The organism is Pararhizobium sp. PWRC1-1, from assembly GCF_049897905.1.
Classification (GTDB): domain Bacteria; phylum Pseudomonadota; class Alphaproteobacteria; order Rhizobiales; family Rhizobiaceae; genus Pararhizobium.
This window is the reverse complement of sequence record NZ_JAFCXE010000020.1, coordinates 23,713-36,779: the sequence shown is the minus strand read 5'-3', so window position 1 is coordinate 36,779 and position 13,067 is coordinate 23,713. Positions and strand designations below refer to the sequence as shown.

9 protein-coding genes are annotated in these 13,067 nt (G+C 60.2%); all 9 read left to right on the top strand.

All coding sequences use genetic code 11. The features are described 5' to 3' along the window. Window positions 1-192: 192 nt before the first annotated feature. On the top strand, window positions 193-1,953 hold the full coding sequence (locus tag ACP7E0_RS25445) for a type I secretion system permease/ATPase (protein ID WP_426128961.1): 1,761 nt from the start codon (window positions 193-195) through the stop codon (window positions 1,951-1,953). Then, window positions 1,950-3,350 carry an HlyD family type I secretion periplasmic adaptor subunit gene (locus ACP7E0_RS25440; protein WP_426128959.1) on the top strand — a complete coding sequence of 467 codons (1,401 nt, stop codon included), beginning with the start codon at window positions 1,950-1,952 and terminating at the stop codon, window positions 3,348-3,350. The genes ACP7E0_RS25445 and ACP7E0_RS25440 overlap by 4 nt, the downstream gene beginning before the upstream one ends. A gap of 272 nt (window positions 3,351-3,622) precedes the next feature. Beyond that, entirely contained in the window at window positions 3,623-4,282 is a 660-nt protein-coding gene (locus ACP7E0_RS25435) for a calcium-binding protein (RefSeq protein WP_426128957.1), read from the top strand. Window positions 4,283-4,347: 65 nt separating this feature from the next. Next, window positions 4,348-6,597 (top strand): glycosyltransferase family 2 protein, encoded by a 2,250-nt coding sequence (locus ACP7E0_RS25430; RefSeq protein ID WP_426128955.1) that lies wholly within the window; start codon window positions 4,348-4,350, stop codon window positions 6,595-6,597. After that, window positions 6,594-7,433, top strand: coding sequence for a class I SAM-dependent methyltransferase (locus ACP7E0_RS25425; RefSeq protein WP_426128953.1), 840 nt, complete (start codon window positions 6,594-6,596; stop codon window positions 7,431-7,433). Before ACP7E0_RS25430 ends, ACP7E0_RS25425 begins: the two co-directional genes overlap by 4 nt. Further along, window positions 7,430-8,680: a glycosyltransferase family 4 protein gene (locus ACP7E0_RS25420; RefSeq protein WP_426128951.1), complete on the top strand. Its 1,251-nt coding sequence runs from the start codon at window positions 7,430-7,432 to the stop codon at window positions 8,678-8,680. The genes ACP7E0_RS25425 and ACP7E0_RS25420 overlap by 4 nt, the downstream gene beginning before the upstream one ends. Before the next feature lie 8 nt (window positions 8,681-8,688). Beyond that, a complete protein-coding gene (locus tag ACP7E0_RS25415; protein ID WP_426128949.1) occupies window positions 8,689-9,420 on the top strand; it encodes a hypothetical protein in 732 nt (243 codons plus the stop codon). Window positions 9,421-9,437: 17 nt separating this feature from the next. Further along, window positions 9,438-11,675 (top strand): glycosyltransferase family 2 protein, encoded by a 2,238-nt coding sequence (locus ACP7E0_RS25410; RefSeq protein WP_426128947.1) that lies wholly within the window; start codon window positions 9,438-9,440, stop codon window positions 11,673-11,675. Then, entirely contained in the window at window positions 11,672-12,991 is a 1,320-nt protein-coding gene (locus ACP7E0_RS25405) for a glycosyltransferase family 4 protein (protein WP_426128945.1), read from the top strand. The genes ACP7E0_RS25410 and ACP7E0_RS25405 overlap by 4 nt, the downstream gene beginning before the upstream one ends. Window positions 12,992-13,067 lie beyond the last annotated feature (76 nt).

Sequence of the window (13,067 nt, the reverse complement as noted above, 5' to 3'; positions counted from 1 at the left end):
CGCTCCGATTTGGAAAAATACTTCAAAAATAGAAGTACTTTTCAAATATGCTCATCACCTCTGAATATCCCAAGCTTGCACAAGCCCTCCCTTCTGTGCCAGATTGGCAGAGGCATTACTACACTTCGGCACAGTTATAACCAATTCTGCCCTCCACAAGATGGCTACAACGTTAACCCAAGGCAAATCGCCATGCGTGATACTGTTCAAAATGAGACAATAAGCAAGAGTCAAATTTGGGGAGGCAAAGATCAAAACAACCCGGGATTGCTGATGTTGCAAGCAAAGCGTGTCTTCCTGTCCGGGTTGCTATATGCGGCAGCGCTTAGCGTTTGTCTCAATTTGCTACAGCTCACGATGCCCCTGTTTATGCTGCAAGTTCATGACAGGGTACTTAATAGCCAGAGCATGGACACGCTCGTCATGCTCACCATTTTGGCGATCGGCGCCCTTGTGGTGCTTGGTGTTCTGGAATTCATCCGCGCCCTGTCTTTCCAAGCAATCGGGGGGGCGCTCGTGCGCCGTTTAAACACGCCAGTCCTGGCCGCCGCCGTTCAGACCTCGGTCGACCAGGGCCTGTCGCGCGCGACCCAGTCGCTTCGCGACATCTCAGAATTGCGAAGCTTCCTGACCTCGTCAGCGGTAACCGCACCCCTCGATGCGGTCTGGTCACCAATCTTCCTCGGCGCCCTTTTCGTTCTGCATCCGCTTTTCGGCCTCATTGGGGCTGTCTCTGCGGCGCTGCTCCTTTGCGGCGGCCTGGTCACGGACATGTTGACACGCCAACTCACCAAGGAAGCCAACCAGACAAATATCGAGGCCGTGTCCAAGATTGGCGCATCGCTGCGACATGCCGAGGCTATCGAGGCAATGGGTATGCTGCCGGCCCTGGCGAATCGTTGGCGCGCCCTGCAAATGCAGGCCCTCAGTGCCTTTGAAGCGAGTGGGAGCAGGAGCAAGGCGATGTCGTCCATCACCCGCAGCCTGCGCTATTCCATCCAGATCGTCACCCTGGCATCCGGAGCGTTTCTAGTTCTGGAGCAGGCAATCACGCCCGGCGCGATGATGGCGTCGAGCATTCTTGTCGGCCGCCTCCTCATCCCCTTCGATTCGATCATCGACAATTGGCGGCAGTGGGTTCTGGCGATTGCGGGCTGGCGTCGTCTTGAGGCCACCCTCAAGGCGGACCTTGCGATCCGCCAAACGATGCCCACGCCGCATTCGTCAGGCGACATCGTGGTCGACAAACTGGTCTACGCAGCCCCGGGACTGGATGTGCCGATCATCAAGGGCATCTCTTTCTCCCTCTCTCCGGGCGAGGTTCTGGGCGTGGTCGGTCCCTCCGCGGCGGGCAAATCGACCCTCGCGCGCCTGCTGGTCGGAATCTTGCGGCCCACGTCCGGTGGCGTCTTCCTCGACGGCAATAACACCTACCTCTGGGAGCGCAGTTCGTTTGGCCAAGTGGTCGGATATCTGCCGCAATCTGTATCGCTTTTGGAAGGCACGATTCGAGAAAACATTGGGCGGATGGCCGAAAGCGACCCATACAAAGTGCTGGAAGCAGCGCGACTGGCCGACATCCATGACATGATCGGACGCCTGCAACTTGGCTATGACACGCCCGTCGGCGACGGACACTTGACCCTGTCCGGAGGGCAGCGGCAGCGCATAGCGTTGGCGCGCTGCCTCTACAACAGACCTCGCCTCATCGTGCTCGACGAGCCGAACGCAAACCTAGACGCAATTGGCGAGCAGGCCCTCATCCGGGCGATCCAGCACGCGCGCGCTGACGGCGCCATCGTCGTCTTAATCGCTCACAGGCCAGCCATCATGCAAGTCGCCGACAAGCTGCTCGTGCTCGAGAACGGCCGCGTCACACAGTTCGGGCCGCGAACGGATGTGATCCCGGCCACAATGCCGGGCGAAGCACGCCGTGAGGTGGCCGCGATATGACGGAGATGAAGCCTCTTGCGGTCCGCCCCGGCTCTTCCGAGCGTCGCTTACCATCGCATCAGCCGGTGTCGCTGAATGTCAGTCCCTTGGACTTGGAATTCGAACAACTTGATAACCGCTCACCGCTTCGCCGCCTTGTCATCGCGGGGATCGCCACGATCCTAGTGTCCTTCGGTGGATTTTTTGCCTGGGCGTTTTCGACCGAACTCAGCAGCGCGACGGTCGCCAACGGCACGGTCATCGTTGATTCGAAGAGAAAGACCATCAGCCATTTTGAAGGCGGTGTGATGAGCCGACTGCTCGTTCAGGAGGGCGACAAGGTTTCTGCCGGGCAGCCCCTGATCGAGTTGGAGGATACACGAGCGCGTTCCAGCCTGCGGTCGCTCCAAATCCGGCGCATTGGCCTAATCGCGAAACTGGCGCGACTGAAGGCCGAGCAGACCGGCGCGCCCCAGATCAGCTTTCCACAGGATTTCAGCCACGCCCGGGATGCCGCGATCGAGGACGCGGTCATGGCGGAAACGATGTTTTTCGAAAAGCGGCGCGAGACCCAGGGGGGGCGCATAGAGGTCCAGAAAAAGACCATCGAGGAGCACTTCGAACAAGCAAAGTCACTCGGCATCCAGATCCAGGCGACGGACCAGCAAATCGTGCTTATTAACGAGCGGCGGACGGCTATCGCAACGTTGGTGAAAAAAGGTGTCTTCCCCCGCACGCAACTCATCGACATCGAGGCCCGGCTGAGCGAGCTTGCACGCGAACGGAGCGAACTCGTCGGCGACAAGGCCCGGGCACAAAAGGCCGAAGCCGGCGCGCAGCTTGCACTGACCGGAATCGAAAGCGAGTTTCAGTCGACGATTGCCGGCGAAATCACGACGGCACGCATCGAGATCGCAGATGTCGAGGAGCAGATCACCGCTTCGAAGGACGTGCTTCGGCGCCTTGAGATCCGCTCTCCACAGGACGGTATCATCAGCAACATCTGGCTGCGAACCCCTGGCAGCGCGGTCACGCCCGGCCAAGCGCTGCTGGAGATCGTTCCGGAAAATGAACCCCTACTGATCGAGATGCGCGTCAATCCTCGTGACATCGACAGCATGGCCGTGGGCTCCCAGACGCAAATCCGGTTGACGGCGTATAATCAGCGTTCCCGACTGCCAATGGAAGGCGCCATCACATATGTCGCCGCAGACCAGTCGGTAGATGAAAAGTCAAACACCGCATTCTTCGTCGCGCGCGCCAAAATAGACGCGGCATCGCTCAAGGCAAATCCCGATGTCCGCCTCTATCCAGGCATGCCCGCGGAGGTGCTGATTATCCACAAGTCACGCCTTGCGATCGACTACCTTACCTCTCCCGCCGTCGAGAGTTTCAATCGCGCCTTCAGGGAAGACTAGTGTGCAGAAGCGAAGCATGAAGAGTATCGTGGAAATTGCTTCAATTTTTGAAGTTATTTCCGAGTAAAATAACGTAATTTTACTTCATAAAAACTGCAATTGCCGAAACAATGTACCAATAAGACTCAAATTCAGAAATTTATTTCTCATTACTGGACGGTTTATCTCATTTAGATACTTGCGCCCCTCTTTTTTGCGATGCACAATCCGCGAGCGCAATCGTCGCACCCAGCGCCGAAGACGCGTCATATAAACCTGAAGAGGAGAGGCAGATGGCTACATTGGAAGGCGGCGCATACGACGACGCTCTGTTCGGCTCCCGCTTCAACGATTTCATTCGCGCCCATGGTGGCGATGATTTCGTTAGCGGCGGAAACGGGCACGACATCGTGTTCGGTGATGACGGGGACGATCTGCTATTCGGCGGAAAGGGAAACGACACCCTTTTCGGCGGCGAGGGCAGCGACTTGCTGAATGGTGAAAACGGCGACGATACCCTCGTCGGCGGCTGGGGTGACGACCTTCTCTACGGCGATAAGGGGAGTGACATCCTGTTCGGCGGACACGGAAGCGACCTTTTGTCCGGCGGCAAGGGCAACGATATACTGTATGGCGGCGATGGCAACGACATCGTTGACGGCGGGGCCGGAAACGACATCCTGGCTGGCGGCGCTGGCCATGACATCTTCGTCTTCGACGGCGGCGGTGGGAATGACGTCATCCTCGACTTTGTTGCGGGCGAGGATCTGCTGCAGATCTCGAAGGGCATCAATGGCCTCGACGTGACTTCGCCCGAGGACCTGGCGTCGCGCGTCACGCAGGTCGGCGGCAATGTCGTCGTGGATCTCGGTCATGGCGATACGCTTACATTGGTCAATGTCGATGCCGACGACATCCAGGCCAATCCAGATAACTACTTCACCGTTCACTGAGCCTGAGCTCGGCGCGCCCTGCCTCCTCCCGTGGGGCGCGCTATTCCGATTCAGAGGGACAGCGTGTGACATTCGACGATTCGATAGACGCCACTGGCGTTTTCAGGAACGCAAAGATCTTTCGGCTCGGCACCGAGCTTGCCGTTCTCATCCGGGACCTTCCTCCAGCCCTTCCCGCCAATACGAGGTGCCTGTTGTCCATGGAGCCGTCGCCGGTACCGCTCGTCAGCATGATGCTTCCGCTTGGCAACGGGGGACAACGCATGTTCTGGGCGATGAGACCGGAACAGCGACCGGTGACTGTGGATATTTGCACGGAGCACGGCAGCACCGTCGAAACCATCGTGATGCAGCCTGCACGCGCGCTCGCACCTCTCGATGTGGAGGCCCTGTTCGCCGATCTCGCGCCGGCTGCCCGCATCAAGTTCGTCAACAACCTGCTGACTGTATGGCGAAGCGCTTTCCGCATCGCCAGCGACCATTTTTTCAACATGGTGGTCGAAGACGCCCTTCACACGCTTGCGCCCGAACCGCAGACCGCCAGTGTCGTCTGCCAGATTGCGCCGGGGCGCCATCTGATCGAGACCGCGATCAATCCGGATCTGGGCGAGATCACAGCGATCTATGCGATCGGTGCCACTTCGACCAAACGCATGGCCGACAGGCTCGTCCTCGGGCCCAATGCGAAAAACGGCCTGCAATTGTGCCATTTCATCGCAGACGCGCCCTCCCCTCCGTTTCTCATCGTTCTCCTGAGCAAGAATGGCCTGGCCATTCGCCAACTGCCTGACGCCAAGCCGCGCCATGCCAGCCTTCAGGGTTGGTGGAGCAAAAACCGCGAGGCAGTGGAACTGCGCGAAATGATCATCCGTCAACACGCCCTGTTGCCGGAGGGCGGTGCCGCCGCGGCGATCGATCTTCAAACGCGCGCCCCGCTGGCGGCGAGCCGGATTGCCAAATCGTCGATGCACCCGTCCGGTGAAGTCGATCTCGCTCTGGCGCTCGACGGCGGCCTTCTGGCCGGCGGCTGGTTTCACGCACCATCATCGGCCTTCGCCGGTATCGACTATGTCAAGGAAGACGGCACCGCCGTGCCGCTCGACGGAAACAACTACAAATTCCCGGCATGGGCGCATGGGAAGGACGAAAAGGGCAAGACCGATGTGACGGGTTTCGTTGCCTGGATTCCCCTCGCGCAATCCCCTGGACCTTTGCTGCAACCGCGATTTCAGATGCGTCTCGCTTCAGGAGCGGTCAGGCCTCTAATACCGAAAACACAGCCTTTCGAGCCTGCAATCCAGAGAAACCACGTTCTGCGCGCCGTGCCGCCGCAGCATGCAGTCGACGATGCTTTCCGCACGATTCTCGCCCCCGCCCTGCAGGACATTGAACGACGATTGGGCAAGACCATCGAGGTCGACTACACAAAAGACTATAGCCTGCCCAAAAACGCTCCGCTCGTTTCCATTGTAGTGCCCCTCTACAAGGTTCTCGATTTCCTGCGTTTTCAACTATCGGGGATGGCCACGGACCCTTGGCTCGCAGCCAATGCGGAGGTCATCTACGTCCTCGATTCACCGGAAATCCAGGATGAGACGGAGCATCTGCTGGGCGGACTGCATCTTCTGCACGGGCTGCCAATGAAACTTGTGGTTATGAACCGCAACGGTGGTTACGCGCGTGCCTGCAATGCCGGCGCGCGCTTCGCACGCGGCTCCATCCTGGTGATGCTCAATTCGGATGTCGTGCCTTGCAAGCCTGGCTGGCTTCAAATCCTTTCGCAGGCGCTGCTGGAAGACAAGGCACTGGGCGCCATCGGCCCGAAACTGATCTTCGAAGACGGATCGCTGCAACATGCCGGGCTTTATTTCGGCCGCGACCAGCGCGGGATCTGGCTGAACCACCATTTCCACAAGGGCATGCCTGGCGACTACCGGCCGGCGCAGCAGACCCGCGACGTACCCGGCGTCACCGGCGCCTGCCTCGTGGCGCGCAGGGAGACTTACGAGCGCGTTGGCGGTTACACCGACGACTACGTGATCGGCGATTACGAAGACAGTGACCTCTGCCTCAAGATCCGCCGCCTCGGGTTGCAGATAGCCTATGAGCCGGCGGCGTGCCTCTATCATTTCGAACGCCGCTCGATCCGCCGTAGCCAGGACTACATGCGCGGTGTTGCCAGCCAGTACAATTCATGGCTGCACACGCAGCGCTGGGAGGACGACATCAGCGCGCTGATGGCGAACCAACGCGATAAGGACCCACATCGCCCCACGGCCATGGGTGAGAGCGTCCGGGAAAGGAGCGCAGCATGACGAAAGCGGCACTCCTGCAGCCGCCCGCACCGGCCCGGCTGATCGATGAAGACCGTATTCGCTGGCTCAACGAATCCGTTCGAGCAAATCGTTTCCTGCCGCAACCGGATACCACCAACGTCTTCGTAGGAGATGGTGATTTTCGCGAGATCGGAGCCGAGTTCCTTGGTTACTTCATTCGCATCGGTGGCCTGCGCGAAGACAGTCGTGTGCTTGATATTGGCTGCGGTATCGGCCGGATGGCTGTGCCGCTCACCCAGTATCTCGATCCGCAAACAAGTCGCTACGATGGCATCGATCCTGTAGAAGACGGTATTGGCTGGTGCCAGCGTACGATCACGCCTGCCTACCCCAATTTCTCCTTCCAGCGGCTGGACATCGCACACGAGCTCTATAATCCGGGCGGCAAGATCAGCGGCAAGGCCTTGGCGCTGCCCTTTCCGGACCATCATTTCGACTTCGTGATCATGACTTCCGTGGTCACGCATCTGCCGCCCGCGGAAGTCCTCGTCTATCTCTCCGAAGTCCGCAGGGTTCTGTCACCCGGCGGACGCCTGTTTATGACAGCGTTCGTGGTCGACCAGATCGCGGCGGCAAACGAACACGGGCGGCGCGATCCGCGTCTTGCTTTCCAACGCTATCGCGAAAGCCCATGCTGGTTCGTCCCTAACCAGCCGCGCCTTGCCGCAATCGGCTTCGAGGACGGTTTTCTGGACAAAGCACTCGAACGCGCCGGCCTCTCCGTCGCCCTAAAATCGCTGGGCCATTGGCGCGGCACCAAAGCGAGCCACCATCAGGACTTCATCGTGTCGAAGCGGCGGGGAAGCGGCCGATGAGCAAGCGCATTCTGGTGGCCGCCCACAACCATCCGTCTCTTCATCCCGGCGGGACGGAGATTTTCGCGCACGACCTGTTTCGTGCCTACCAGCGCGAGGGGCACGAAGCCCTGTTTCTCGGTGCCACGAACCAGATCCATCGCGAAGCGAGGCCCGGCACGAGTTTTCAAAGCATCGGCCAGGCGGGAGACGAAATCCTGTTGTGGTCCGGACATTTCGACCGCTTCTTCATGAGTCAAATCGACCTCTACGGCATCGTGCCGGATATAACGGAACTGTTGCGCGATTTCCGGCCGGACGTGGTTCACCTCCACCACCTGCTGCTGCTTGGGGCCGAGTTTCCTCACATTGTCCGCCGCACCCTGCCCCATTGCCAGATCGTGATGACACTGCATGACTACTACCCCATTTGCCATCATGACGGCCTGATGGTGCGCACCGGCAGCAAGGAGCTGTGTCACGAGTCCAGCCCGGACCGCTGCCACAGCTGTTTCAAGGACATTCCGCTCGACCGCTTTACCTTGCGCGAAAGCCACCTGAAGGCCCTGATGAGCACGGTCGACCACTTCGTCTCGCCCAGCGCCTTTTTAAGGGAGCGCTTCGTGCGATGGGGATTGGATGCGGACAAGATCAGCGTCATTCCCAATGGTATCCCCAGCCGAGATGCCAGCGTTCGAAGAGAGCTGCTCGAGGGTGGAAGGCCGGTCTTCGGATATTTCGGAAATCTCAACCCCTGGAAGGGGGTAACCGTGTTGCTCGACGCCGCGCGCCAGCTTCTGGCCGATGGCCTCGATTTCGAGCTTCGCGTTCATGGCGGCGCGCCCTTCCAGAGCCAGGCCTTCGTCGAGGAGATCGATCGACGCTTTGCCGAAACATCGGCATCGGTACAGTCCCGAGGCCCCTATCGCCGCGAAGATATCGGCGATCTGGTGGCCGCGGTCGATTGCACCATCGTTCCCTCGATCTGGTGGGAGAATGCACCGTTGGTCATTCAGGAAGCCCAGGCTCAGGGTCGCCCGGTCATCGCCAGCAACATTGGCGGAATGGCTGAAATGGTTGAGCACGGCGTCAACGGCCTGACCGTTCCGCCCAACGATGCCCGAGCGCTCGCCGCAGCGATGCGCAGCATATTGGAAGAGCCGAGCCTGCTGCGCCGGTTCGCCGCAAACGCGCGCAAGCCCGACGATATCGATACGACCGCCCGCCGCTACCTCAAGCGGATCGAGACGACGCAGGTTCAGGCATAGGAGAACTCATGGCCAATCCCGCTGAACGACCGGATGCCGCATCCGAACAGGACAATGCCAAGCCGATGAACGGCCGGGTAGACGCCATCGAGATGGGCAGGATCTTCGGCTGGGCATTCGACCCAATGGCCCCGGATCAACGGCTGATCATCCGTGTCCTGCTCGATGGTAAGGTGATTGCAGAGGCCGTTGCCGATCGCAATCGCCCCGACCTACGGCGCAACGGCATTGGCGACGGCAAACACGCATTTGAAATCGCGCTGCCCGATCCTGTTCAGTCGCGGGCGAACGATATCGTCGTCATGGCCCGAAATGGAAGTGGTTCCGAACAGGCCTTGCGCGTTCCACAGCCAAACGAGCAGGCGGCCGAGGCTCTTATCGCCGCGCCGCTTGCGAAGGTGCTCGACAAGCTCGACGTGCTGATGGCGTCCCAACGGCAGCTGCAAGTCTCCCAGCGCTCGATGCAGCGCACACCGGACCTTGATGCCGACAAGGCAGAAACCACCGGCCTCAGCGAGGTCGGCCACGCCGTCGAAAGCCTCAGGGTGGATATCGGCCACAGGCTGAATGATCTCGACGTCCATCTCATGCGGCTGGATGGGGTTGTGGCTGGAATCGAAAAGAACCTGAACACCCTGCGCAAGCGTGGCAACGGCGAATTGAAGCCGCTGCTGCTGTTGCTGTTTGTTCTCGTGGGATTTGCCGCGGGCGCCAGCCTTGCGCTGATTGTCAGGATCTGATGCGGGGAGAGAACGGCGTGCAGGTTACGGAACAATCCCGGGCTGTTACGAGCCCCAGGGCAGCTAGGCATGCGGCGAACAGGGCAATGCGCCCTGGGAGGGTTATCGGCTGCCGCATCGACGAGACAACCTTGCTGATCATCGGCCTCGGCCGTGTCACCGCCGGCAGCGCGATGGTCGTCATTGGCGACGACCACGCAGACACGCGAAGCGCGTTTGTCTCGGAATGGCGATTGGCCTTGCCCTCACCACGGGCCAGGCACGGATTTGCAGCGCTCCTGCCAACAGAGGACGCGCAGCCGGGCATAAGCACGATACGGTTCGGAGAACAGGAGACGGGCGCGCAGTTCATCTTCGCGCCCCGGCTCGCCTCCGCGGAGGAAGCGGCCGCGCTTGTGCTCGAATCCGCGGGATCTCAGTCGGCCGCCGTCATCGATGGGCTCGTGGACGTTCTGATGGCAGGCGATGTTACCCGCCACAGGCTTTTGACCATCACCGCGCTCTTGCAAGCGGCCCACGCAAGTGATGGTTTCGTCGAGCTGATCGGTGAAAGCCATGATGGCGTGACGTTCCTGCAAGGCTGGAGCCGTGGCATAGCGCCCGGACCTGGCCGGGTGTTCGTGGTGGGCAACGCGACACCGGTGGTCGCCGAGTGCGGCATCGCGGTCTTTCCCCGCCCCGACGTTCCCGATGGCGCCTCCGGTTTTGTCGGCCTTCTCGATGCCAACAGGGCGACCCGCGCACTCGACATCGAGGGCCTGGTCTTTCGGGCGCGCGCCGGTTGGCGGCACACTGCGGTCCACCCCAAAAAGCGCATCGCCGGCCCGCTGGAAACGCCTGAACATATCCGGTCAATCCTGCTGCGGACGCACGGCTCCCCCGACGTCCTGCTGTCCCTTCGAGCAGCCGCCAACAGCTTTGAGGGCAAGGAAACCGTTTCCAGCCTGCCCTATCGCGTCCGGATGGGAGTAGACAACGCATTCGAGGCAGATGGAGGGAATCTCCTCGTCTCCGGCTGGCTTTATGACCCCGATGGCCACGTCGCAACGGTGAAGTTACGCCGAAGCAATATCGCGGCTCGCCTCGACGAATGCTGGACGCGTTTCGATCGCCCCGATGTCACGGACAGTTTCAACGAGCAGCAGCATTTCGCACCGAGCTTTCGGAGCGAGCAACATGCGCATGGCTTCATCGCCCAGGCACAATTGCCGAGTGACGATCCTGACGCACCCCTCTACTTCGAATTAACGCTGCGCGATTTGCGTCGCGCTTTTTTGCCGGCGAAGCCGACGCGGGTTTCTGCGCGTTCAGCAACATTGCGCCAGATCGGCGCCATCGATCCCACAAACTGTGCGCTGCCGGCGATCGTCGATGCGCAAATTGTCCCGTTCCTCAGACAGTCCGGAAGGTCGGCGCCTATCGTCGACACCATCTTGGATAATGGCCGCTTCGATGAGGAAAGCAGCCCGCCGATCGTCATCGGTGCCGGCGAGAGCGAGGAGGATATTGCCCCGCTATTGGCGTTGCTCGCGCTCGATCCGGAAACCCGGTGCGCGCCGATCGTCATCGCCATGCCTGCAGAGCGCTTTCGCAGGCAAGCCACCCGCATCAGGGAGCTCGCGCGGTTCTATCGCCTTTCGGTTCGGCTGGTGTCGGTGAAGGGAACCGGCGATGGCTGCGATATGCTTGAAGCGGGCACGCAAGCACTCACCTGCGAAACGGTCGTCTCACTCTGCGCCTCGCTGATCCCGCACGGGAAAGGCTGGTACGGCAAACTGGTGGCCACGGCCGCGACTTTGAAAGGAAGCGTCGTCTCGCCTGTTCTAGCATATGAGGACCATTCCATTCGCTGGGCGGGAAGCTGGATCGAGGAAGACAATGGCGACCAGCCCGTCGTCGGCCGCTATGCCGGATATCCGCTCAAAGCGGTTACCGACATGACACTGACCCGTATCGCAGCAGCGTCGCTCGTGTGCTGCATCATGCCTCGCAACGCTCTGGCGCGCGCGGGTGGCTTTTCCGGCGGCTATCTTGGCCTGCATGAAAAGGGTCTGGATCTGGGCCTTCGCCTCAACCTGTCCGGCATCGAGTCCTATGTGCTTCCATCGGTGCAGATGTGGGGCTGCGACGACGCACGCGGTGGAAGTAGTCCGGCTTTGGCCGCTCTGGCGGACGAGATCGACCGAAAGATCTTCAAGAGCCAATGGTCGCCGATTCTCGGCATTAAAAAGCACCTGGAAAAGAGCCCTGCATGAACGAGAAGCTTCGCATCCTTATCGTCTCGCACGGGCACCCGACACTCTCGCTTGGCGGGGCGGAAATCGCATCTCACAACCTGCATCGCGGCCTGAACGCATTGCCAAACGTGGAATCGGTTTACTTGGCCCGGGTCGGCCATCCTGTCCCACGACATGCCGCGTCCGCGCTGATGAGCCTTCGCCTTGCCGAGGACGAGTTGTTGTTCCACGCTGACGACTACGACCATTTCTTTCTATCCAACGGTGATACGAAGACCATCAGCCGGGACCTTTTGCGTTTCGCACGTGATTTGAGGCCCCATGTCATACATTTCCACCACGTTCTCGGCATCGGCCTTGAAGCGCTCTATGCGCTCAGAGAAGCATTTCCGGACGCCGCTATCCTCGTCACCTTCCACGAATACCTGCCGATCTGCCACAACCACGGGCAGATGGTAAAGCGACCCTCGGGCCAGCTCTGCGAGACAGCATCTCCCGTCGCCTGCCACGGCTGCTTTCCCGATATCCCCGTCTCACGCTTCCTCAAGCGAGAACAGTTTACCCGCGGGATGCTTGGCCTTGCCGACGCTTTCGTCTCCCCCAGCCGTTTTCTGGCTGATCGCTACACCGCTTGGGGCATTGAAAAAGACAAACTCTGCGTGATCGAAAACGGGATCGCGGTGGAAGCGGCGGCACCCGCCCGTGCGTTGCAGGGTCCCAACCCTCGCCGTAGCCGCTTTGCCTATTTCGGACAGATGACGCCGTTCAAGGGGGTCGATGTCCTGGTTGACGCTGTTTCGCGCATTCCGAAGGAGCTATGGGGCGAAGACTCCAGTCTGATGATCTTCGGCGGCAATCTTGAACGCCAGCCAATCGAATTCCAGGAACGGATGAACAAGCTCATCGCAGACGCCGGGCCTCGCGTCCGCTTCTACGGCGCATACCAGAACGCGGAGGTACCGCGCCTGATGCGTTCGGTCGACTGGGTGGTTCTGCCGTCCGTCTGGTGGGAAAACTCGCCCGTCGTGATCCAGGAGGCCCTGCTCCATTGCCGACCGATGATCAGCTCCGATATCGGCGGGATGGCCGAGAAGGTGCGTGACGGCAAGGACGGGCTGCACTTTCGAGCAGGCAGCAGTCAGGATCTCGCGGACCGTATTGCAGAGGCATTGAGCAACAACCAGATCTGGGATCGGCTGCGTGCTTCGATGCGACAACCGGCTGATCACCTCGGTTGCGCACGCGAACATGTCAAACTCTATCGCGGGTTGCTGCGGAGGAAACTCGATGCGGCGACGACCAAAACCCCCACACTTCTCTCGCACGCACTTTAACGACGGCTATCTTGGAGCCCCTGAAGCAGCCTCGACCAAGAGGTCATCGATCAGGCAGCCCCTTGAGAAACAGTTT

Coding starts and splice junctions, on each gene's coding strand:
- ACP7E0_RS25445 (WP_426128961.1), top strand. CDS start 193: ATGCGTGATACTGTTCAAAATGAGACAATAAGCAAGAGTCAAATTTGG.
- ACP7E0_RS25440 (WP_426128959.1), top strand. CDS start 1,950: ATGACGGAGATGAAGCCTCTTGCGGTCCGCCCCGGCTCTTCCGAGCGT.
- ACP7E0_RS25435 (WP_426128957.1), top strand. CDS start 3,623: ATGGCTACATTGGAAGGCGGCGCATACGACGACGCTCTGTTCGGCTCC.
- ACP7E0_RS25425 (WP_426128953.1), top strand. CDS start 6,594: ATGACGAAAGCGGCACTCCTGCAGCCGCCCGCACCGGCCCGGCTGATC.
- ACP7E0_RS25420 (WP_426128951.1), top strand. CDS start 7,430: ATGAGCAAGCGCATTCTGGTGGCCGCCCACAACCATCCGTCTCTTCAT.
- ACP7E0_RS25415 (WP_426128949.1), top strand. CDS start 8,689: ATGGCCAATCCCGCTGAACGACCGGATGCCGCATCCGAACAGGACAAT.
- ACP7E0_RS25405 (WP_426128945.1), top strand. CDS start 11,672: ATGAACGAGAAGCTTCGCATCCTTATCGTCTCGCACGGGCACCCGACA.